The following is a 22422-nucleotide window of genomic DNA, read 5'->3' as shown; positions in this document are numbered from 1 at the left end:
TGACTGGACTTTAACAACTAGCTGGCTGGCTCCCTGTGCCAGCGCACCACAATCTAAGCTTGTTCGCATATGGTGTTAACTAACAACCTCAATTTGAACGCTAATTAAACCTGAAGAAGTATTACTGATACTATTGAAAGCAGATTTGGAAAGATCCACAATGCGACCTTTAACAAAAGGCCCACGATCATTTATTGTAACTACGACGCTTTTACCATTCTTGACGTTTGTCACTTTTACTTTGGTGCCAAAAGGAATGTTTTTGTGCGCCGCCGTTTTTAAATCATGATTGTACAGGTCGCCGCTGGCAGTCTTTTTGAACTGAAGATTATCTGCATAGAACGAGGTTCTTCCTGACTCAGTGTAAGCAACTTGCTTAGCACCACTTTTAGGCTTAACACTACTACTACGACAATCAACATTCGTAATCAAAACCAGGAAAACAAAAAAACCTATAATTTTATTCTTCATAAAATATATTTGCAATCACATAACGATAAGCATCAATTGTCGCCTGCTTTTCGGCGGCCTAATTGATGCGCGTGTGTTCACCCGGCATGAGCGTGAACCAATGGAGTGAAAGTCCTCTGCAGCAAAACCGACTTCATTCATTATTTTGGATGATTATAACTACTTGTCCAGGGAAATTGCAAACTCACGATAGGTTGTGAAAAGGAAGCCTGAGCGCACAAAATTATCATGCATGTTCTTAAACAGCTTCAGATGGCCTGCTGGTGAACTACAGGGAAGCAGCTCATATGCTGCGAGCTTCTGGATAAGAATGTCACAAAGACCCTGTATTAAGGGGAAGGTTAGCGCGAGATATAACAAAAACCCATTGGTTCGCGAGATACGGTAAATGACAAATCAGTGTAGTGACAGTTCGCTCTCATTTCTGGGGAGATCTGTTTAACATTCGATACGAGCATGATTGTAAATAAATGACAGTAAATGTCCAGGCGACTTAGCCGCTATATCAGCATAGATTCGAGCAAACAACAGATCATGACAATTATTTGAGCATAACGCTTATCTGAGGGCAACCTGATAGGTGATTAAACAACTCGTAGGCTAATCCTTTGATTACTTAACTCGTCAACCAGTTTTCTATAGAAAATTACAAGTTGTGGCGGTATCAGCTTTTTGAACATTCTGCTAATTTTTCTTCCAATTCATAGCATCGCTCGGTTGTTTTTCGCCACATCAGGATCACAGATTCCAACAACAGATGAGTAGTTGCGGCATCTTGATGCGATGTCTTCTGACTTTCATAAGCTTGCTCTGGAGTCATGCCGTGTTGAATCGCGGCTATTTGACTAGCCATTGTCTGATCCATGCCAAGTATATGGAAGGTTAGCCAGTTGGTAATAAATTCAGCCAGTTTTCCGGCTATTTCGCTAATACTTTCATCGGGCTTGGTATATGATCGCATATGCTGCGTGTCATATATAAAAGAATGGTGTTCCATACGATGAATAGAGCGGTGCCTCATGTCTAGATTATTCTCCAGCATTAACATTTCTTCGTCGACAAAGTGTTTATTTGCATATTCTAGTAACTGCTTCAAGATGTTATCCAGTTTGGCTTCACTAATCTCACCTGAATCTATGTTTTCAAATAATTCATTGAGTAAAGAGACCAGGTTTTTATGCTGGGTATCTACTATATTAATCTTTGTTTCAAATTTATCCGACCAAACAAGCATTCTAAGCACCTTTTAATTAATTAAGCGAACGAATGAATAATTGAGATGCTAGCATACAGCCTCAGTAGACACAATAAATATCACCTTCTGTTACATGAAAGAAAGGCTATGTATGCGTTAGATGCTGTTGCCCTTATATCCATTGAATGAGGTTGTCTAATCCCTCTGGCTCTGATGAAATCCGCGTATTCTCAATCTTATCAGACTCACCGCCTCAATGGGGTGCAAATTCTGGCAGGTTTCCCCGTCAAGTCAGAGGGTCAACATTCTCAGTTGGTTAACGATGCTCATACAGATTCACTTGTTCTGCGGCCTGAAACTTACCTTCGCGGAACCTACAATGCATCATTACTCATCATTCATCCTCAGTACTACTGGGATGAATGAGTAATTCCCCAAACGGGGAACGTCAACCCGCTAGATTAATTGCCGATGACGGCGTGCGACTTGCCCCATGCATGTCTCTTAAAAGACTTTCTTTGGATACCCTTGACCTTGCCGACATCTACCCTTCCCACAGAGCAATGGCCTGACGTCCAGGCCAGTCGTCGCTCCACAATGTCAGCTTATTCGCATATGGTGTTACTTAACAACTTCAATTTGAACACTGATTAAACCTGATGATGTATTACCAATACTATTGAAAGCAGATTTGGAAAGATCCACAATGCGTCCTTTAACAAAAGGCCCACGATCATTTATTTTAACAACGACGCTTTTACCATTATTGACATTTGTCACTTTTACTTTGGTGCCAAAAGGAATTTTTTTGTGCGCTGCCGTTTTTAAATCATGATTATACAGTTCACCGTTGGCAGTCTTTTTGAACTGATGTTTATCTGCATAGAACGAAGCTCTCCCTGACTGAGTGTAACCAATCCACTCACTGCCACTTTCAGGACGAACACTACTACAGCCAATAATCGTAATCGAAGCCAGGAAAACAAGTGGCCTTATAATATAATTCTTCATTAAAATATTTTTTCAGTCACATAACGATAAGCATATCTTACCGCCGGCTTTTCGGTGGCCAAATTGATGCGCGTGTGTACGCCCGGTATGGGCGTGAACTAATGGAGTGAAAGTCCTCTGCAGCAGAACCGACTCCATTCATTTGTTAATGAATGATTATAACTACCGGCCCAGGGCAATTGCAAACTCGCGATGGTTTGTAAAAGGAAGCCTGAATACACAAAATGATTTTGAACAGCTTCAGATGGCCTGCAAATGAGCTACGAGACTATGGTCAAGAATGTCACAAAGACCATGAATTAAGGGGGGGGTTAGCACGATATAACAAAACCCATTGGTTCGCGAGATACGGTAAATGACAAGTCAATGTAGAGACAGTTCGCTCTCATTTCTGGGGGAGATCTGTTTAACGTGCGATACGAGCATGATTGTAAATAAATGACAGAGGGCAGCTGAGCTAAAAGTCCATAGTAATGGTCGGAGCCAACACTCAAGACCTGAACATTAGTGAGGAGCAGCCTAGGTATCTTCGCGCTATTCACTTTAATTTTTTCTATTGGGGGCAAAATAATACAGCAATCCTATCTCCCAAGCTCAGCGTTCTGTGACGCTGAGCTTGGGAACGAGTTAATGGCTTGACTTTCAACAGCTTGCTGACTTCCATGCCAAATTACACTTAATAGCCCGTAATCATTACTCTTGCTAAACCAGCACCTAACCTGCCACCAGGGCCAGAAATGACGCGGTTAAAACCCGCAAAAATATCGTAATTGCCGTTTCCTGCCGGTCTGGATGATACAGGCGCATCATCGGGTAACTGGAAGAGTGACTGAGAGTTTGGATAGGTGGTGAGACTGCCCGCTGGGTTACCCCATTCCGCCGAATTATCACCCACACAAATTTTAAAGGAGCCTTGTGATAAACGCAGGCTTTCATTTGCTAACAGATCCACTTGTCCAGGGCCGAATGCAATACTATAAGCTGATAATTCCTGGTTGAGGATTTGTAATTCTGCTTGGCTACTTGAAAGACCAGGACTGGCACCGCCCCAACCATTATTGGTGCTATCATCACCAACATTGAATGTCCATCCTGACGACATTGCTGGAAGCTTGTCATAATCCAAGACAAAACAAATTTTATCAGGACAGTTTTGACCAGGATTAAAAGATAGTTGTAATACCGCTTCGAAGTACTGATCGCTATTAGTATCAGCGAATGCTATCTGGCTGATACATTGGTTAAATCCATAGTATCCGGGAGGGAATGGGCCGCCTGGCGTTAGCTCAACGTACCCCAATAAACGGCTTGTTTGCTGAGATGCAGGAGGGGCCATTATCTTTAGCTCTTCAGGATCGGGCTCCGTAGGCGCAATATCAACGATGGCAGCAACTTCCAAGTCAGACGACACAGCCGCAAAGCCAACGAAAGGAATAACAGCCAGCATACTGGCTGTTAAAATAAGTATTATTGTTTTCATTTCAAGACCTCTTGCTAGTTAAACGAGTTAAGGCAACTACGGCTTCATTTTGCCCAGATTTCATCCGAGCTAGTTGACGTGGCTCTGGGGTACATACTCAGTTGACACGCAGTGTAGAAAACCACTGGCGTCACACTTAAATCCAGCTCTGGAGATGGGACGTTAAAGCAGGAAATTAGAAACCAAATTACACGCTAACATAATTCAAGATTAATTCATACAATTATTTTGCATAAAATTAAAATGTATGGGCAATAGAGGGTCACAACACAGCAAAGGGGTTTAAACCGTTAGGCACATGCCAAGAGTTATATTTCATAAGTATGTTGTCTGGAAAGGAGCGTTACTTAATTTTTTAATGTGCTCATACGATGCAGCGGGTCTTGCCGGTAATACAACTGGAGCAGATGATAAACATCAGCAAAGTGTGTTTTTAAAATATCAGGCGCACAAAAGAAATATTCACTGAACACCGCAAAAAACTCGGCTGGGTTAGTCGCAGCATAAGGGTTAATGCAAACTCGCTGATGATGCTCAAGGCGCTGGGTAAATAGCTGATAGGCCTCGCTAAAAGTAGCCGCCCACTGTTCCGGGTGCATAGAAAAATGTAGCGGCGGCATGCCGTTAGCGCTGCCATTCAATGAATCAAGCTTATGGGCTATCTCATGTACAACGACATTATGTCCCTGCTGCCAGCGCTGCATATCCATCTCGATGTCCTGCCATGAAAAAATTACCGGACCTCTTAGCCATGATTCACCGCTTAAGAGGTGCTGCTCATGATGCACAATACCAAATTCATCTCGTTCGTCTCGACTGACTTGAAATGCACCGGGATAAACAACGACATTACTCCAGGCACTAAATAACTGTATGCCTAAACCAAGAATAGGCAGACATGCCTGAGCAGCAATAATGACACGCATTTCGTCGGTGAGTTGAAAACCCTGCACACCATAGATGTTTTTTTCATATAAAAAGAGTGTACTCAACTCACGCAAATGGGCTTTTTTAACCGCACTTAAACCCTGCAATAGCCCTAGTTTATTAATGGCTATCTCCCACAGCTCATGGTGAATAGCATAACGATGTAGAATGTAAATGACACGCGCGCGTTTAAAAATATTCATTATAATATTATGATTACTTTAATTAAGTTCCTAGTATAAATAAACTAATCTGTACTGGATTTAAAAGATGTTATAAATAACATCTTTCGAGTCTTTTATTTCAGCCTTCAACTTCCCCGTTTTCAGAGCAACTATTACTAAATCTCTACTATGATTAAACGATTCATTATTATCTTAATCTTATCCATCGTGATTTTTGGCGGACTTTTTGCTTTGAAATTTCATCAGCAACAGGAGTCGCTGAGTCGGCTTCAAGCCCCCCAACCTGCTGTCGTCGCGGTGAGCGAGGTGAAGCAGCTTGAATGGCAATCCACTTTGAAGGCAGTGGGTGATCTGGTCGCTGTATCAGGTGTTACTGTCAGTAATGAAATAGTCGGCATGGTTAAGGCCATTCATTTTAATTCAGGTCAGAATGTTAAAAAGGGGCAATTACTGGTTGAGCTGGATTCCGAGACCGACTTAGCTGAATTGAAAGGGTTTCTGGCAGAACAAAGACAAGCGGAATTCCAGTTTGACCGGAGCAAAAAACTGATAGACAAAAATTTTGTATCCAGATCTGATTATGATCAAAACCAGGCATTACTCGATTCAGCGAATGCAGCTGTCCAGACAAAAAAGGCCCTTATTGAGAAAAAGCAGATCCGCGCCCCTTTTTCCGGTGAACTGGGCATTCGCAAAGTTAATTTAGGTGAGTTTCTGACACCTGGATCGGCAATTGTTACACTACAGCAGGTGGCACCCATTTATGTCGATTTTGAGATATCCACTCGCCATCTTAAAGATCTGAGCCTTGGGCAAGAAGTTAAGTTAAATGTGCAGGCTTATTCAAAGCAATATTTTAAAGGTCAAATTACGACCATAAGTCCGTTAATCGATGTGCGTACCCGCTCGGTTCAGATACGCGCAACCCTTGCCAATACTGAGCGTCTCTTACGTCCAGGCATGTTTGCTGAAGTACAGGTGCTAGCAGACCAAAGCAGGCTGGTATTAACCTTGCCTGATACCGCCATCGCCTATAATCCCTATGGCGATTTTGTCTTTGTCATTGAAGCCGGAGAGCAGGGATTAACTGTGCAAAGCCGTCAGGTGGAGACCGGCATTACTCAAAACGGCCTGGTTGAAATTGTTAAAGGTTTAAGCCCTGGCGAAAGGGTGGTCAGTGCCGGGCAAATTAAACTGCGCAACGGCATGCCAGTCGTCATAGATGCAAAGCAGGCACCCGGTGAGCGAACAGAGGAAGTGCTACAGTGAAATTTACCGATATTTTTATACAACGTCCAGTACTCGCCAGCGTTATTAGCCTGCTGATTCTGGTAGTCGGTCTGCGCTCTATCACTGCACTGGATTTGCGTCAATACCCACAAACTGAAAATACCGTAGTGACGGTGACCACCTACTATCCCGGTGCCGACAGTGAATTAATCAAGGGCTTTATTACCACACCGTTGCAACAGGCTATCTCTGAAGCTGATGGTATCGATTATTTATCTTCCAGTAGCCGACAAGGCAGTTCGACTATTGAGGCACATATGAACCTCAATTATGATCCCAATGCCGCAGTCGCAGAAATTCAGGCCAAGGTGGCGAGCCAGCGTAATGTCTTGCCCGCTGAAGCAGATGATCCAGTCATCACGTCACAGACCGGTGATAGTACCGCACTTATGTACCTGGCTTTATATAGCGATAGCATGAAACCGTCGCAAATCAGTGATTATATGCTGCGTGTGGTGCAACCTAAAATCCAGGCAGTACCGGGTGTCGGCAGGGCTCAGTTACTAGGCAACAAAACCTTTGCCATGCGCCTCTGGCTGGACCCTGAGCGCATGGCTGCCCTGAATGTAACAGCTCAAGACGTGAGCGATGTCATCGGTGACAATAACTATCTTTCCGGTGCTGGTCAAACCAAAGGTAAATTTGTACAGGTTGATTTAAGTGCAACAACTAACTTACATACTGTACAGGAATTCAAGTCGCTCGTGGTCGGCAAACGTAATGGTACTTTGATTCGGTTGGACGATATAGCTGAGGTAGAACTGGGCAGTGAAGATTATGACTCACTTAACTGGTATCAAGGCAAAATTGCCATTTTTATGGGGATTGAACAGGCTCCTGGCGCTAATCCGTTGACAGTCGCACAGTTAGTGCGCAAAGAATTAGTCGAAATCGAAAAGGACTTGCCAGAAGAACTGCATGTTTTATTGCCTTACGATGCCAGTCAGTTTATTCAGGATTCGATTGATGAAGTCTTTCGTACTTTGATTGAGGCGGTCATCATTGTATTGTTGATTATTTATTTATCACTAGGTTCTTTTAGAGCCGCTCTGGTGCCCTCTGTGACTGTCCCCTTATCACTGATCGGTGGTACTTTCCTGATGTTGTTAATGGGATTTTCCATCAACTTGCTGACTATGCTGGCAATGGTGCTGGGTATCGGACTGGTGGTTGATGATGCGATTATCGTCGTTGAAAATGTGCATCGGCATATCGAACTGGGCACTTCCAGATTTCAAGCAGCTATCATCGGGACGCGTGAACTAGTGACACCCGTTATTGCAACGACTGTTGCTCTGGTTGCCGTATATATTCCTATCGGATTTATGGGCGGCCTGGTTGGAACTTTGTTTACTGAATTTGCTTTTTCACTAGTGGGAGCGGTGATTATTTCCAGTATCGTAGCCCTGACCTTAGCACCTATGCTCAGCGCTTTTGTACTGAAAGATAAAGGCAATAGCGGGAAATTTGAACAGTATATTGAACATCTCTTTAACGAATTATCTGAGAAATATCGGCGGCTATTGCATACCGTTCTTGAATTTCCGGGGCTGATTCTCGGCTTTGCTATTCTGGTCATGATCAGTATTTATTTTATGTTTACTCTTTCGCAGAAGGAACTGGCGCCGGTAGAGGATCAAAGCATTCTTTTTTTCATGGCGAGTGGACCGCAAACAGCGACACTGAAGTATGACGAAATCTACTCCAAGGAATTGCTGGAACAGTTCAAGACTATTCCCGAGTATAAAGAAAGTTTTTGGTTGCTGGGTTTTGGTGGTGATAACAGTACCGTATTCGGCGGTTTTAAAATGCCTTCAACTTTCCAGCGTACTCGTTCGCAAATGGAGATTCAACCAGAACTTCAGGCCAAGGTAAATAAGGTTGCCGGTTTTAAGACCGCAGTAATACCACGCCCCAGTTTACCCGGATCGGGCGGCGGTTTGCCTTTACAGTTTGTGATCATAACCGATGCTAACTATACCCAGCTCGATCAGGTAGCGGACCTATTACTCGCTAAAGCTATGCAAAGTGGCCAGTTTAGTTTTCTAATGAAAGAAGTCAATTTTGATCGGCCCAAAGCGACTTTAGTGATAGACCGCGACCGGGCCGCAGATCTGGGGCTTACAATGGAGGAAATAGGCAGCAATCTGGCAACTTTATTAGGCGGACAATATGTAAACCGGTTCAGTCTGCAAGGACGTAGTTATAAAGTAATTCCCCAAGTAGCTGACCTGTCGCGTCTCGACACCAGCAAGTTTGATACGTATTATCTGCACACCGCATCCGGGGGTCAGGTGCCTTTATCATCGCTGGTGCACATCGAAAATTCGGTTGAACCAAGCAAAAGAACTCAGTTTCAACAGCTTAACAGCCTGACAATGTCGGGTATGATGGCACCTGGTGTGACGTTGGGAGATGCCATGTCATATCTGGAACAACAGGCGGATGAGATCTTTCCGCGCGGTTACAGCTATGACTATACCGGTAGCTCGCGTCAGTATGCACAACAAGGAACGACACTCATCATCACGTTTTTCATGTCCCTGTTGATCATTTATCTGATGCTTGCAGCGCAATTTGAAAGTTGGCGCGATCCATTGATTATTCTGATATCTGTGCCACTGTCCATTGCCAGTGCTCTGGCTTTTATCATGCTCGGAGTTGCGTCAATTAATATATACACTCAGGTGGGCTTGATTACCCTCATCGGACTCGTTGCGAAAAACGGGATTCTAATTGTGGAGTTCGCCAATCAACTACAGATCAGGGAAAGTTTATCGAAACATGAAGCGATTGAGCAAGCTGCCAAGATTCGTCTAAGGCCGATTCTCATGACCACAGTATCAATGATTGTTGCAATGGTCCCGTTATTGATCGCGTCAGGACCAGGTGCCGCCAGCCGTTTTGATATTGGCCTGGTGATTGCCACTGGTCTGGGTGTGGGTACATTGTTTACTTTATTTATTGTACCGGCTTTTTATCTGTTACTGGCACGCGACCGCCAGCTTGACCCCATACATGCGGTGCAGATCGACACTCAGGAATTCAAGGAAGGTACTTAAGATGGAAAATAACCGCTATAACATTAACTGTCTTTAGTATTGCCTATAGACATTAATACAATGACCAGAAAAATAATCACTAGCACTGGCCAGAAATAAGGGGCAACCATAAAAACACCCAGCATAATGAAGGCTAATGCGGCTATAAACATAAACATGCCGACGCCCAAAAATGCTAAAAACATAAGAATACCGGTAAAAAGCATGGCAATCAGTAATGTCGGAATGGCAGCAAAGCGGATTAAGGGATCTGCGACAGGTTCGCCATTGATAATCAGGCTAAAGGAACCAACGCCCGGATGAAAAAAGTATACCAGGGCGGCTATAAACCCTCCCATGACTAAAGTTTTTAAGAGTAAATTATTGTTGCGTGGTTGTGACATGATATGACTTCTCCAGTGAGATTATTTTATGGGCTTGGGTTATAAAGTTTATATTGAGCATTATACAAAGTAAAAGACAGAGCGATTGCGTGCAAATATAGCCGCATAGGCTTACCTTTAACAAATTATTGCACCCACTGGCGATATTAATTGCAGAAACAATGGCACGATCAGTAACTGAAAACTTTCCTGATAGCAGCGAGAGTATAAACGGGGCAATATCTGTAAAACCAACTATGATGGATTGAAAATTAAAGCCCATTATCAACAAAACTTCAATAACATATTGGGTAATAAAAGCAAATAACACAAAACATAAAAGCAAACAGGATAGCGGTCGAAAGTTCCACAGGGGGTCCGCTTGTATTCGTTGATTGAATAACTACACCATTATTATCCAAACGTAGTAACCCCATAACAACCAGACAGGAAACAACCATTACAACTGAAAAGGGTACTCGTAAAATTTTTCCTGCCGAGCTATCCAGTATGAAAATAATAACCAGCAAGCTGAGAATGCATCATAATCAAAGCCGAAGAAACATTGCTGCGTTCATTTTTCATTAGCCAGGCACGGCGCATAAACACTGAGGTTACGGGGTACTGGGATAAAGACCGCCGGGCAATCCGGTCAGTAAAAACCCTTTCGTTTTGAAAAAAATAAGTTTGCGCGAAGCATAAACTCATATATGAAAAACCTGATATCACAAGGACTACCAGCCAGATATTAAAATAAGTAACAGGCATTGATGGTGCTAACTGTTTGTCGGGTAGCTGCGCTAAAATACCACCCGACAGAATTAAGTTACCACCGGCAATGCCGGTGATAACTTAATTGCTATGATGTTTTTTCCTTAGTAGCCGACTGGTTTAATTTATGAATGGACCAATTATCCATTTTTCTGAATAAGGGCTGGGCAAATGAATTCTCTATGTGGGTGAAGTATAAGCGGCCTGCATTAGTCACCACAAAAACTGAACTGAAGTGGTGAAGAATAGCGGCAAGTACAGGGTTAAGAAATCCGAATGTAGCCAGTGCAAGGCCAACTATATTAAACCCCATAGCCCAGGCATAATTTTGTTGAATTATCCCGCCCATTTTTTGGCTGAGTTGCAGTATTTTTATTAAGTCTTTTGCATCATTACCCAGTATGACAATATCTGATGACGTAATTGCAAGATTAACATTCTTATGTCCGCCGATAGCAATACCTACATTCGCAGCCGCCAGAGCGGGTGCATCATTGACACCATCACCGACCATAGCAACTTTTCCATAAGCCTGATATTTTTTAACCAGCGCAGTTTTATCTTCAGGCGTGCTATTAAAATAATATGCGTCAGCATTGATATATTCAGCGACACGTTTAGCTTCCTGCTCTTCATTATCACCCGTAGCAAGTATGACTTTTTCAATTCCAAAGGAATGGATGGTATCAGCCAGATTTTGCATTTCAGCTAGCATAATATCGCGAATAACAATAATACCTTTCACGTCGCCGCCAACCGCAACCCAGATTGCGCGGCCATTGTAATCAATTTCAGGGAGTACAACGCCCTGATTTAGCAGAGTTTCAGCACTACCGATCAAAATATCCTGATTTTCAATGACTGCTTTGATGCCACGTCCGGGAAGGTCTTCTGCCTGTTCGACAGAACGGAAATGAGTTACACCTTGAGTCTTGGCATATGTAATAATCGAGCGAGATATTGGATGATCAAAACGGGATTCAACTGAGGCAACCAGCTCCAGTAGTTCCTGCTGCTGCATATTAATTTCAATGACTTCACTGACCTCAGGTTCTGCCAGAGTGACAGTACCGGTCTTATCCAGAATTAATGTTTTAATATCCTGCATATTTTCTAGCGGTTCACCGCCTCGCGCGAGAATATTAGAACCTGCCAGCCGGCCAATATTGGCGGCAAATGCAGTCGGTGTGGCTAATGCCCATGCACATGGACACATGACGGCTAAAGCTGTCGCCATTAAATGCAAACTCCCCGTTACAAACAATAACAGGAAGGCATAGGCTGTGACGGACAATAAGAGAATCTGTACCGTAGTATCAGCACGCTTTTGCATGTCTGATTTTTTTGACAAGCTGGCTTCAATTTCCTGTGCAATGACCGCCATAAACGAATCATCACCGTTTTTTTCTGCACTAACTTGCAGAGGAGCCGTTAGATTTAAGGTTCCGGATGTCACTAGACTCCCTGCCCTTTTAAAGACCGGAAAGGGTTCGCCGGTAACAAAAGACTCATCAATGGATGACTCGCCCTCGGTTATTTTACCGTCGACCGCTATCATAGAGCCTTTTGGCACAATAATAAGGTCATTTTTTTGTACTTCGCAAATGGGTATTTCTTTAATTTCATCGCCCATTATGACCATGGCTGTTTTTTTACCTTCCTGTATCAGATTTTCTATTTTTTCCCGATTTTTTCTGATAATGGAAAATGAAATATATAAGCCCAACCCGATAAACCAGGCCACCATTGCACCACTTAATGGTTCGCCGTCTATCAATGTGACGATCATAACCAACACAATTAATAGTTCAGCGGAGACTTTATGCATTAACAACGCTGCTTTTAAAAAGCTTTCCAGATATATCCCCAGACAAAATAGATAAAATGGCATGCCTAACCAGTAGAGCACAGGCATATCGTAAAGCGCATCCAGGCCAAAACAGACTACCGGAATAATAGAGGCAATAACGCGCAATAGCATGATGTCCTTATGCGGGCTGATTTTCAGTAGTTCAGCATCGATTTTGTCAAAATAAGCTTTATAGTCTTTTTTTTGCATAATATTACCTTTCGTTTTTAACTGCTCTATTTTTGATTGTAAGATTGATTTTTCAATGCACTACACTGATTTGCTTGCGCCTACCCCAATACCGAAACCCCAACATGATTGATATCAGGATAAGGCAGGAAGCGATTAGCCAACTGATTGTTACACCTGGGTGCTGGTTATAGGTTGCTAGCTGATAAAATAACGTGGCTGTCAGATAGGCTATTCCCGTTGCCCAGGTTGACATAAAAACAGTCCAGCCAAAGCTGGATTCTTTATAGGCTGTCGAAGTGGTGGCAATACAGGGGAAATAAAGTAACACAAATAATAAATAGGCGTAGGCACCTATTTGTCCATGAAAATTATCCTGCAGGGCACTGAAAAATGGGCTTGTGAATTGATCGTTTTTTGCTGCGGCATTAATGCCCAGCATCTTGTTAAGTCCTATGGGAATGGTCATAAAAGAATGTTTAATCGCTGTCCAGAATGCAAAGTTTTTTTCTGTTTGTTGCCCGGTGTGATCAGCTTCCGCATAAATAGTCTTCAAGGTGCTGATAACCACTACTTTATGCAGAACACCGGTAAAAACAGCCACGGTTGCTGGCCAGTTTTCCTGATCAATACCCATCGGTTTTAATAAGGGTGTAACCATGCGTCCGGCTGCGCTTAATACAGAGTTTTCAATATTGTGTTCTTTAAACGAGCCATCCGTTCCCAGACTACTAAGGATATGAAGAATTAACACCATCGTAATGATGATTTTTCCTACCCGGATAATAAAAAATTTCACGCGTGTCCAGGTATTGAGCCATACATTTTTCAATTTTGGAATATGGTAGCTGGGGATTTCCATAACCACTAGCGAAAACTCTTCTTTGAGAAAAGTGTGTTTTAACAGCATTGCAGTTAAAAATGCAGCGCCTACACCAATCATATAAAGACTAAAAACCACCAGCCCACCGTTTTCTGGAAAAAATGCAGCGGCAAATAATGTAAATACTGCCAATCGTGCACCACAGGTCATAAATGAATTTAACAGAATAGTTAATAGACGATCACGTGGACGCTCTAACGTACGTGTTGCCATCATCGCTGGAACATTACAACCAAAACCGAGTATTAAGGGTACAAAAGCTTTACCGGGTAATCCCAGTACTCGCATAAAACGATCCATGGCAAAAGTAGCGCGAGCCATGTAACCAGATTCCTCCAGAACTGAAATAAATAAGTATAAAAACCCCAGAATCGGGACAAAGGCCAGAACTTCACGAATACCATTACCCACGCCACCCGCAAGCAAAGTAATCAACCATTGCGGACTGTTAATCAAGCCGAGTAAATAGCCCGTTCCATCAATAAAAATAGCCTGTGCAAACTCATTAAAGAAAGGTTTAAAAGCCCTGCCCAATTTGATGGTAAAGGTAAACATTAAATACATAACGCCGAAGAAGATAGGAATACTCAGAAAACGATTCAAGATAACCTTATCAATGCTATCGGATAATTTCTTCCCTGCTTCAGATTTTTGTGTCAGTGAATCCCGGGTCAATGTATTAATAAAGCTGTAGCGACTATCTACGATTAAAATATCAGCCTCCTCCCCTGTCTTGGCTTCGATAGTCTGATAACATTCATGAGCTATATCTTGTAATGTTTTATCCACCAGACTCATGGCAAAACTATCCTTTTCCAGCAATTTAACAGCTATCCATTGCGGGTTAATTGATTTATTATTTAATTGCTTTTCAACTATAGGCGTTAGCTGATTAATGGCTGCTACAATTTCTTCTGGGTATTTAAACGGAGTTGATGACGGTTCCTTTGTTTTCACCAATTGATTGATTGTCGATTTCAGTGAATTTAAATCTTTTGCTTGTGTTGCTACCAGAGAGACTAGAGGGCACATTAGTTGCCGAGCTATCTCGTCACTGTCTATCTTGATATCCCGACCTGTTGCATCATCCATATTATTTAGTACAACCACCATAGGAATATGCATTTCCAGCAACTGCATGGTGAGGTATAGATTATGCTCAAGGTGGGTGGTATCAATAATATTGATAATCAAGTCAGCTTGTTGCGAAAGTATAAAATCTCGCGCAACTTTTTCATCCAGTGAAGTTGAGTGCTCATTGACATCAAGACTGTATATACCAGGTAAATCGACGACCGTAATCACTTTATTGTCATAGCGATACTGTCCGGTTTTCTGTTCTACTGTGACGCCTGCCCAGTTCCCGACATGTTGTCTGGAACCAGTCAGACCATTAAAAAGCGTCGTTTTACCACAATTGGGGTTGCCAATTACGGCAACAGTCATTGCTTCTTTAAAGAGATCAGTTTTCTGGCTTGGAGACTGGGGCTTCAGACGTTCAATTTTTATTGCAGCGACTTCATTTTGGCGCAAACTAAGGTCGGTTCCACGCACCCGAATCTCAATGGGGTCTCCTAAAGGAGCAATACGAATAACAGTAAACTCTGTTCCCGGTGTTAGTCCCATCGCCAGTATCTTTTGCCGGTAAGGCAGAAAGCTTGTGTCAAACCCTACAACACGCCCGGTATCGCCGACATGCATGCCGTTTAAACTAATCCTCATTAAAAATCTCCATTGTCTTACTGTTTTTAGTATTTAAGCATACCGGATCCAGCGATAAAATCAGCCATTATTTTTCAGCATGTTTATACCCGTGCTCATGAAGCTCAGCTGGTTGGGTAAGCAGAGTTCCTTGTAGATAATCCTCGACAGCTTTATCAGGAAGTGATTAATTTTCGTAATTGACAATTATCAAATCTTAAAAATAAATTAACTGTTCTGATGACTAATTAAAAAAAGCTGGAAACAGGTATATACCCAGCCTCCTCCATTCCATATTTTGGATCTTTTTTTCTTAATCCTGGCCTATTATTAAAACGAAAGTATCTTGATTTCCTGTTCCAGCATCAATGCAATAATTGAATCATGGTCAGCTACCATGACTCCTTCAAGCAGATCATCACTCGTTAACCCTTCACCTTCTAGGCTAACTGAGCAGACAACGATCAATCCACCTGCCTTCATAAAGCTAGTTATGTAATCATGAAGAGTCTTGTCGTATATCTTTATGTGCTCAGCAGCTAATGGTAATGCCTTATTAACAAAACGTACCGCTCCCAAACTTAGGTCAACGGTTACTGGAAGTTTATGATTATTCCTCACCATAGTGCCTACTACAAAAGCCCGTCTAATTTGGAATATATCACTACTTGATACATCAATATAAAGCCCTTTTGCCATTTCTGTCATAGTTGATCTCCTTCTAATAGCCAATTAATATTTATAAACTTTCGACATAAACCTATATGAATTCAGCAATTTCGATACCCTCTTTTCTGAAAATAAGCTTTTTAGTCTGCTTTTTCCTTCCATTTGTTATCTTTCGTGTTTTTAACCAAGTGAACAGTGGAAAGTGAAAATAATTAGCAAATATGTTACTTACCTTTTCGTGCATACGCCCTAAGGTAAAAGGTGTTTCCGTTATATTCTATTTCCCGAAGTTCGTTTTGCTCAATCAGGTCCCGAACAATATTCCATTGTGTTTCTGTCTTATTCAGTAAGGTCTGCACTGCCTCTTTCCGCATCGGATGAACTGCAGTAATAGCCAGTATATCTTCTACTGGGTTTCCACTGGAAGCAAATGCATTGCCTTCATAGCCAGTCAGTAGTTCAACTTCAGAAATGCCCTGTTTTACTGTTTGATAAATATGATTGAGTCTATCTGCATCAGGGGCATAAATGCCTTGTTCTGCTGTCGGACGTGTAGGAATAGCCAGATAGGCTTTATCCGGTGCCAGTTGCTGTAAAAATTCCACTAAGCTGGCAATATGTGCATCACCGGTATTTTTTCCTTCGAGCAACATGGTTTCAGTTGCCAGAAATCCGTCAAAATCCTTAGCAAAAGATAACATTTCTGACATTATTTCCTGCAATCTCAAGTTTTTATCGGGCTGATTAATTTGTCGCCATAATGATTCATTCACACTATCTACTTTGAGCGAAACCCAATCGGCTAATTGCAAAGTTTCCCGAACCTTCTTGCGCCAGATAAGTGAACTATTGGTGATAATGGCGATTTTAATGTCCAGATCACGTAACAGTTCGATTGTTTTTCCCAGATTATTATCAAGGGTCGGCTCTCCATCAGGTACAAAAGTCAAATAATCAATCGTCTCATTCTGTTCCAGAAGATTCATTACGCTAGTCTTGACTTCATTGAAAATATATTCCGGTTGATAAAAGACACGAGACTCTATTTCCGTTGCTTTTGTCGGCCCCACCTGACAATAAATACAGGAATAAGAACAGTGTTTAGGCGGAATGTTATTGATGCCTAAACTACGACCGAGACGTCTTGAAGGCACAGGCCCGAAAACAATCATATTTTCACCCCTTGTTCAGTTGTAAAGTCACTTTAACCTGATATTACATCTATTTATTTGCCATGCTGATGACCATGTTCATGAGGCTCAGCCGGCAGGGTGACCAGAGTTCCCTTCAGGTAATCCTCAACAGCCTTATCGGGGCTAATTTCTGTAGTAATTAACGCTTCAATATTTTTGTTTTCAAGTCGACGTAACAGACCTGTACCCAAACCACCCGCTATTAAAACCTGCACATCGTCTAATGCAGATGGATCGTGAGGTGAGCTTTCATGAAAGGATTGTTCTTTAGGTAATTCTAATAATTCCTTACTTACAATCATTGCGGATTCAATTTCATAGACCCAGAATTTTCTGCATCGTCCCGTATGATCTGTAATGTCTCTGCGATTTTGGCTTGCTACTGCAATTTTCATTAGATTAAACTCCTGAATAAATCTACACTATTTAGTGTGACGTGACTAAGTACCTTCTTGCCATGAACTCAGATAGGCTTGCTGTTCCTGAGTCAAGGTATCAATGCTAATCCCCATGGCGGCAAGTTTCATAATGGCCACTTTGTCATCAATACTGCCTGGAACCGGATGAACCTTGTTTTCCATTTTTTTTCCATTGTTCCATAAATGCACAATACTTAATACCTGATTGGCGAAACTCATATCCATGACTGTAGCCGGGTGCCCCTCAGCGGCAGCAAGATTAACCAGCCTGCCTTCTGCCAATAAACGAATCCTGCGGCCATCTGCTAACTGATATTCTTCGATAAATCGACGTGGTCGGGATGTCTTTGCAGCTAAATCCTGTAATGCAGGAATATTAATCTCAACATTAAAATGACCGGAATTAGCAATAACACAGCCGTCTTTCATAACTTGAAAATGGGAACGGTCAATTACATGCTTATCACCGGTTGCTGATACGATAAAATCCGAACAGACAGCCGCCTCCAACAAAGGCATCACTCGAAATCCATCCATTGTAGCTTCCAATGCTTTAAGCGGATTTACTTCGGTAACAATTACATGGGCGCCGTGGCCTTTAGCCCGCATTGCTATTCCCCGCCCGCACCAACCGTAACCGACGACCGTAAAGGTTTTTCCAGCCAGGAGAATATTGGTGGCCCGAATAATACCATCCAGAGTACTTTGACCTGTGCCATAACGGTTATCAAACAAATGTTTGGTCATTGCATCGTTAACGGCTACAACCGGAAATGTAAGCGCATTATCAGCCGCCATAGCGCGTAAGCGAATCACTCCGGTCGTGGTTTCTTCAGTTCCCCCGATGACATCAGACAATAAATCACGACGGTTTTTATGCAATTCACTGACCAGGTCAGCACCATCATCCATTGTTAATTGAGGACGATGATCCAGAGCTGCGGCAATGTGCCGATAATAAAGTCTGTTGTCCTCTCCCCGAACGGCGAAAACAGAAATTCCATAATGTTCAACCAAAGCGGCGGCAACATCATCTTGCGTACTAAGCGGATTGCTGGCACATAGCAGCAGTTCGGCACCCCCTGCTTTTAAGGTGCGAACCAAATTAGCAGTTTCTGTTGTTATATGCAGACAGCCACTGATACGTGCACCAGCCAGGGGTTGCTCGCGGGTGAACTGTTCTTGTAAAGACCGCAATACCGGCATTTCTGTCAGTGCCCAGTCTATCCGATTCCGTCCCGCATCTGCGAGTGAGTGATCTTTTATATCACAGATTACCCTGTTCATTGCAAAAACACGGCTTGTTGGGCTACTATTGGATTTTTCATATCAATCTCCCTTGGGATTCGTTATGATTAAGTTTTAGAATATTATAAAACTCTAAATAATTGCAAGTTATTTGTTAATCCCTTTAGTAGAATGATCATTTTTTATTGAGTCATTAATAACTCGATTGTCAATATGATAGAGAATAAAAAACGCTTGCGCATAATGTATCATTGAACATGATTTAGGAGGATAAATGCTTAATGAAAATACCGTATTAACAGTTAGTAAGCTTCAAGTAGCGTATGAAGGCGAACAGATTATCAATGATCTTTCCTTTACTGTTAAGAAAAAGGATATTCTGATATTTCTTGGACCGAATGGCGCTGGAAAGACCACTTTACTCAGAGCATTACAGAACTTACTGCCCTATCAGGGTTCAGTCTCATGGAATGCTCAGAAAATCAGTTACCTGCCACCACAAGAGTTCCTGCAACGACAAAACCTTCCCCCCTTAAGTATTGAAGAGTTCTATGCCTTTAAAACGTCGGATTCAAATGTTATCAAGTCGATGATTGCTGAAGTCGGGCTAAATGAGAGCCTTTTAAGCCATCAATTCAACGAGCTTTCAACCGGGCAGTTTCAACGTATGCTGATTGGCTGGGCATTGCTGGATAACCCGGAGGTCTTAATTCTGGACGAGCCGACTTCAGGCATAGACATCGGCGGTGAAGAAACCATTTACAGCCTGTTGCATAAATTCTGGCAAAATCAGAACTTGACTATTTTACTGGTCACGCATGATTTGAATATTGTCTGGGAATATGCAACTCAGGTAATCTGTTTGAACAAACAACAAACGTGTATGGGGAAACCGGATGAGGTACTGACACCCGAACAATTGAAAACGCTATACGGTACCGGTATTAAGTTTTACAAGCACCAGCACAGGTAAAGGATATGACAACAAAAATTTTGCTTGCCTTGATTATGAGTGGAACAATTGGAGCCATTGCAGGTTATTTAGGTTCTCTGATGCTGTCTAAACGGATGGCTTTAATGGGAGGTGCGCTTGGTCATCTGACCCTGCCAGGAGTTGCTCTGGCACTACTGTATGATTTTGATGTTTCAGTCGGGGCAACTCTGTTTCTGGCTTTTGGTGTATTGATTATATGGCTGCTAGAACAGAAAACCCGATTACACCTTGAGGCGCTAACGGCCGTGGTTTTTTCTGCCTCGCTAGCGACTGCTTTTCTGTTTCTGCCAAAAGAAGAAATTGATATCGCTTTACTGGGTGATGTGTCACAGATAACCCAGGCTACTGTGCTAATCACTGTTATTATTTCAATAATACTATTTTTCACCGTCAAAAAGATATACTCCAGTATGGTATTGGCCAGTATCTCCAGTGATTTAGCGCAAACTAGCGGAGTTAATCTTAAGCTTTATAATGCTTTATATTTGCTTTGTATCGCCGTGACAGTGGCCTTAGGAGTGCGCATCGTTGGCGGATTGATGACCGCAGCATTATTGGCAATCCCCGCATGCACTGCAAAAAATATCAGTAGTAATTTATCTCAATATACAGTTATCAGCACAATTACAGGCAGTCTTGCCTGTATTCTGGGCGTTGTCGCTTATGCTATTTTAGATATACCCGCTGGACCCTTGATTATTATTGCCAGTGCACTTTTATTCCTGATTTCGGTTTTTAAACAGAAACACTGATTGCTTAGGCAAAACGTGTTAAATATTATTTTTAACGTAACTTTTCTGAGCAAACATATGGCAAAAATTACACCGTTTGAAGACTTTAGTGAAATATACGATGACTGGTTTGAAAAACACACAGACAAATATGCAGCAGAACTACTCGCGTTAAAGTGCTTTGTCCCTGCTAACGCTTATGGTCTGGAGGTCGGTGTTGGTTCAGGTAAATTCGCTGATCCTTTGGGAATTAAAATCGGCGTTGAACCTTCACCTAAAATGGCAGATAAAGCGAGGAAATTGGGAATACAGGTTCTATCGGGTATCGCTGAGGACCTACCCATCCAGAACAGTACTTTTGATTTTGTGTTAATGGTGACCACGATATGCTTTGTTGATGATCTTAAAAAATCTTTTCAGGAAGCATTCCGTGTGTTAAAAAAAGACGGTTTCATTCTTATCGGGTTTATTGATAAAGACAGTGAATTAGGACAAGTATATAGAGCTAATAAAGTTAAAAGCCATTTTTATAATATTGCCGAATTCTTCTCAACACAGGAAGTTTTAGCCTGTTTAAAAGAGTCCGGATTTGGGAATTTTGAGACTAAGCAAACCATTTTCCCAGGAAAAGATACGCAACGCATTGAGGATGGTTTTGGAACAGGGTCTTTTGTGGTTATAAAAGGGTTTAAGATCAATAAGGCATCTAAGTAGTCATTCATTGTATTTTAACAAAAAGTAAACTCTTTCCAAAAAGAGTAACCACAGCAAACACTGAGAGTACAGAGTATTTACGATATAAAACTCAGTGCCATCTGTGGTAAAAATGTTAAATATATTGTCAGAATGATATTTTTTATAAACCAAAATTAATTATTTAGTATGAAAACCTATCTCGATTGTTACCCTTGTTTACTGAGACAGGCATTGAGTGCCGCCCGTCGCGCTGGTGCTTCTGAAAATCAGCAACACAGTATATTGCTTAAGACGATGGAAGAGCTGAGTGCTTTTCCGTCCAACTCCACTCCCCCGCAATTGGCCTACAAAATCCACCAACAAGTTCAGCAGCTAACTAACAATATTGATCCCTATAGAGATGATAAGGACCAAGCCACCCAACAGGCACTAGCACTCTATCCTGAGCTGAAGAAAAAGGTCAGCGTAGCATCAGACCCTCTTGAAATGGCCGTTCGTATTGCTATTGCAGGCAATATTATAGATCTTGGGGTTAGCGAGAGCTATGATCTGGATGCAACATTGAAGCGTGTTTTGACGCAAGCATTTGCTATTAACGATTTAGTCCCATTACGTCGTACTTTAGCTCTAAGCAAATCTGTATTCTATTTAGCAGACAATGCAGGTGAAACGGTGTTTGACCGGGTACTGATCGAAAGCCTTGATCTTCCTGTAAGCTATGTGGTCAAGGCCGGCCCGATTATAAACGATGCAACCTATGAAGATGCAGTTGCCGCCGGTATCGATCAGGTAGCAGAGATTATCGATAATGGTTCAAATGCTCCAGGTACTTTGCTGGATCAATGTTCAGACGTTTTCCGCAAACGCTTTGCACAGGCTGATCTAATTATCGCCAAAGGTCAGGCAAACTATGAAAGTCTAAGCGATAGTTCAGCTCCAATATTCTTTCTGCTGCAGGCTAAATGCAACGTGATTGCCCGAGATCTCGGAATTACCGAGGGAGGTACGGTGTTGAAACAGCAAGAAATGAACTCGTCCAACACAGGAGTATTCTCCTAATCTTGCAAGCTGGTAGCAAAAGCATCATACGACCCTG

20 protein-coding genes are annotated in these 22422 nt (G+C 42.2%); 6 read left to right on the top strand and 14 right to left on the bottom strand.

What is annotated here, in order from left to right:
- Positions 1 to 75: 75 nt before the first annotated feature.
- The 5 genes from AU255_RS08260 to AU255_RS08240 form a co-directional block, all read right to left on the bottom strand.
- On the bottom strand, positions 76 to 471 hold the full coding sequence (locus AU255_RS08260; RefSeq protein WP_080522432.1) for a septal ring lytic transglycosylase RlpA family protein: 396 nt from the start codon (positions 469 to 471) through the stop codon (positions 76 to 78).
- 664 nt (positions 472 to 1135) lie between these two features.
- The gene (locus AU255_RS08255) at positions 1136 to 1705 is read right to left on the bottom strand and encodes a bacteriohemerythrin (RefSeq protein WP_080522431.1); all 570 of its coding nucleotides are present in this window, start codon (positions 1703 to 1705) and stop codon (positions 1136 to 1138) included.
- Between the two features lie 582 nt (positions 1706 to 2287).
- A complete protein-coding gene (locus tag AU255_RS08250; protein WP_080522430.1) occupies positions 2288 to 2677 on the bottom strand; it encodes a septal ring lytic transglycosylase RlpA family protein in 390 nt (129 codons plus the stop codon).
- 676 nt (positions 2678 to 3353) lie between these two features.
- Positions 3354 to 4157 carry a hypothetical protein gene (locus tag AU255_RS08245; RefSeq protein ID WP_080522429.1) on the bottom strand — a complete coding sequence of 268 codons (804 nt, stop codon included), beginning with the start codon at positions 4155 to 4157 and terminating at the stop codon, positions 3354 to 3356.
- Between the two features lie 347 nt (positions 4158 to 4504).
- Entirely contained in the window at positions 4505 to 5287 is a 783-nt protein-coding gene (locus AU255_RS08240; RefSeq protein ID WP_080522428.1) for a M90 family metallopeptidase, read from the bottom strand.
- Between the two features lie 150 nt (positions 5288 to 5437).
- On the opposite strand from AU255_RS08240, the gene AU255_RS08235 reads away from it, so the two are divergent.
- Positions 5438 to 6538: an efflux RND transporter periplasmic adaptor subunit gene (locus AU255_RS08235; RefSeq protein WP_080522427.1), complete on the top strand. Its 1101-nt coding sequence runs from the start codon at positions 5438 to 5440 to the stop codon at positions 6536 to 6538.
- A complete protein-coding gene (locus tag AU255_RS08230) occupies positions 6535 to 9621 on the top strand; it encodes an efflux RND transporter permease subunit (RefSeq protein WP_080522426.1) in 3087 nt (1028 codons plus the stop codon). The genes AU255_RS08235 and AU255_RS08230 overlap by 4 nt, the downstream gene beginning before the upstream one ends.
- A gap of 23 nt (positions 9622 to 9644) precedes the next feature.
- On the opposite strand, the gene AU255_RS08225 is transcribed toward AU255_RS08230, so the two are convergent.
- The 9 genes from AU255_RS08225 to ahcY all read right to left on the bottom strand — a co-directional run bounded on the left by AU255_RS08225 (position 9645) and on the right by ahcY (position 18944).
- On the bottom strand, positions 9645 to 10004 hold the full coding sequence (locus tag AU255_RS08225) for a hypothetical protein (protein ID WP_080522425.1): 360 nt from the start codon (positions 10002 to 10004) through the stop codon (positions 9645 to 9647).
- Positions 9982 to 10314 carry a DUF4010 domain-containing protein gene (locus AU255_RS21360; RefSeq protein ID WP_158083082.1) on the bottom strand — a complete coding sequence of 111 codons (333 nt, stop codon included), beginning with the start codon at positions 10312 to 10314 and terminating at the stop codon, positions 9982 to 9984. The genes AU255_RS08225 and AU255_RS21360 overlap by 23 nt, the downstream gene beginning before the upstream one ends.
- Complete coding sequence (locus AU255_RS21355) at positions 10280 to 10513, bottom strand: hypothetical protein (RefSeq protein ID WP_158083081.1); 234 nt, start codon at positions 10511 to 10513, stop codon at positions 10280 to 10282. Before AU255_RS21355 ends, AU255_RS21360 begins: the two co-directional genes overlap by 35 nt.
- 329 nt (positions 10514 to 10842) lie before the next feature.
- Entirely contained in the window at positions 10843 to 12813 is a 1971-nt protein-coding gene (locus tag AU255_RS08215; RefSeq protein WP_080522423.1) for a heavy metal translocating P-type ATPase, read from the bottom strand.
- 52 nt (positions 12814 to 12865) lie between these two features.
- Entirely contained in the window at positions 12866 to 15397 is a 2532-nt protein-coding gene (gene feoB, locus AU255_RS08210) for a Fe(2+) transporter permease subunit FeoB (RefSeq protein WP_080522422.1), read from the bottom strand.
- 309 nt (positions 15398 to 15706) lie between these two features.
- Positions 15707 to 16084 (bottom strand): DsrE family protein, encoded by a 378-nt coding sequence (locus AU255_RS08205; RefSeq protein ID WP_080522421.1) that lies wholly within the window; start codon positions 16082 to 16084, stop codon positions 15707 to 15709.
- A gap of 185 nt (positions 16085 to 16269) precedes the next feature.
- The gene (locus tag AU255_RS08200) at positions 16270 to 17217 is read right to left on the bottom strand and encodes a radical SAM protein (protein WP_080522420.1); all 948 of its coding nucleotides are present in this window, start codon (positions 17215 to 17217) and stop codon (positions 16270 to 16272) included.
- Positions 17218 to 17270: 53 nt separating this feature from the next.
- Positions 17271 to 17633 carry a NifB/NifX family molybdenum-iron cluster-binding protein gene (locus AU255_RS08195; RefSeq protein WP_080522419.1) on the bottom strand — a complete coding sequence of 121 codons (363 nt, stop codon included), beginning with the start codon at positions 17631 to 17633 and terminating at the stop codon, positions 17271 to 17273.
- Between the two features lie 45 nt (positions 17634 to 17678).
- The gene (gene ahcY / locus AU255_RS08190; RefSeq protein WP_080522418.1) at positions 17679 to 18944 is read right to left on the bottom strand and encodes an adenosylhomocysteinase; all 1266 of its coding nucleotides are present in this window, start codon (positions 18942 to 18944) and stop codon (positions 17679 to 17681) included.
- Between the two features lie 235 nt (positions 18945 to 19179).
- On the opposite strand from ahcY, the gene AU255_RS08185 reads away from it, so the two are divergent.
- The 4 genes from AU255_RS08185 to AU255_RS08170 all read left to right on the top strand — a co-directional run bounded on the left by AU255_RS08185 (position 19180) and on the right by AU255_RS08170 (position 22385).
- A complete protein-coding gene (locus AU255_RS08185; RefSeq protein WP_080522417.1) occupies positions 19180 to 19878 on the top strand; it encodes a metal ABC transporter ATP-binding protein in 699 nt (232 codons plus the stop codon).
- A 5-nt stretch (positions 19879 to 19883) separates the two neighbouring features.
- A complete protein-coding gene (locus AU255_RS08180; protein WP_080522416.1) occupies positions 19884 to 20651 on the top strand; it encodes a metal ABC transporter permease in 768 nt (255 codons plus the stop codon).
- A 57-nt stretch (positions 20652 to 20708) separates the two neighbouring features.
- Positions 20709 to 21344: a class I SAM-dependent methyltransferase gene (locus AU255_RS08175; RefSeq protein ID WP_080522415.1), complete on the top strand. Its 636-nt coding sequence runs from the start codon at positions 20709 to 20711 to the stop codon at positions 21342 to 21344.
- A gap of 168 nt (positions 21345 to 21512) precedes the next feature.
- Entirely contained in the window at positions 21513 to 22385 is an 873-nt protein-coding gene (locus AU255_RS08170) for a damage-control phosphatase ARMT1 family protein (RefSeq protein ID WP_080522414.1), read from the top strand.
- Positions 22386 to 22422: the final 37 nt, after the last annotated feature.

Origin of the sequence: Methyloprofundus sedimenti (assembly GCF_002072955.1) — a bacterium.
GTDB classification, from domain to species: domain Bacteria; phylum Pseudomonadota; class Gammaproteobacteria; order Methylococcales; family Methylomonadaceae; genus Methyloprofundus; species Methyloprofundus sedimenti.
Note: the sequence above shows the minus strand (reverse complement) of the source record. Positions and strands in the feature narration are given on the sequence as shown.

Excerpts from the sequence above, each read along its gene's own strand:
- AU255_RS08225 (WP_080522425.1), bottom strand. The coding sequence starts at position 10,004 with ATGTCACAACCACGCAACAATAATTTACTCTTAAAAACTTTAGTCATG.
- AU255_RS08205 (WP_080522421.1), bottom strand. The coding sequence starts at position 16,084 with ATGACAGAAATGGCAAAAGGGCTTTATATTGATGTATCAAGTAGTGAT.
- AU255_RS08200 (WP_080522420.1), bottom strand. The coding sequence starts at position 17,217 with ATGATTGTTTTCGGGCCTGTGCCTTCAAGACGTCTCGGTCGTAGTTTA.
- AU255_RS08170 (WP_080522414.1), top strand. The coding sequence starts at position 21,513 with ATGAAAACCTATCTCGATTGTTACCCTTGTTTACTGAGACAGGCATTG.
- AU255_RS08240 (WP_080522428.1), bottom strand. The coding sequence starts at position 5,287 with ATGAATATTTTTAAACGCGCGCGTGTCATTTACATTCTACATCGTTAT.
- AU255_RS08185 (WP_080522417.1), top strand. The coding sequence starts at position 19,180 with ATGCTTAATGAAAATACCGTATTAACAGTTAGTAAGCTTCAAGTAGCG.
- AU255_RS08195 (WP_080522419.1), bottom strand. The coding sequence starts at position 17,633 with ATGAAAATTGCAGTAGCAAGCCAAAATCGCAGAGACATTACAGATCAT.
- AU255_RS08180 (WP_080522416.1), top strand. The coding sequence starts at position 19,884 with ATGACAACAAAAATTTTGCTTGCCTTGATTATGAGTGGAACAATTGGA.
- AU255_RS08250 (WP_080522430.1), bottom strand. The coding sequence starts at position 2,677 with ATGAAGAATTATATTATAAGGCCACTTGTTTTCCTGGCTTCGATTACG.
- AU255_RS08235 (WP_080522427.1), top strand. The coding sequence starts at position 5,438 with ATGATTAAACGATTCATTATTATCTTAATCTTATCCATCGTGATTTTT.
- feoB (WP_080522422.1), bottom strand. The coding sequence starts at position 15,397 with ATGAGGATTAGTTTAAACGGCATGCATGTCGGCGATACCGGGCGTGTT.
- AU255_RS08215 (WP_080522423.1), bottom strand. The coding sequence starts at position 12,813 with ATGCAAAAAAAAGACTATAAAGCTTATTTTGACAAAATCGATGCTGAA.
- AU255_RS08255 (WP_080522431.1), bottom strand. The coding sequence starts at position 1,705 with ATGCTTGTTTGGTCGGATAAATTTGAAACAAAGATTAATATAGTAGAT.
- AU255_RS08175 (WP_080522415.1), top strand. The coding sequence starts at position 20,709 with ATGGCAAAAATTACACCGTTTGAAGACTTTAGTGAAATATACGATGAC.
- ahcY (WP_080522418.1), bottom strand. The coding sequence starts at position 18,944 with ATGAACAGGGTAATCTGTGATATAAAAGATCACTCACTCGCAGATGCG.
- AU255_RS08260 (WP_080522432.1), bottom strand. The coding sequence starts at position 471 with ATGAAGAATAAAATTATAGGTTTTTTTGTTTTCCTGGTTTTGATTACG.
- AU255_RS08245 (WP_080522429.1), bottom strand. The coding sequence starts at position 4,157 with ATGAAAACAATAATACTTATTTTAACAGCCAGTATGCTGGCTGTTATT.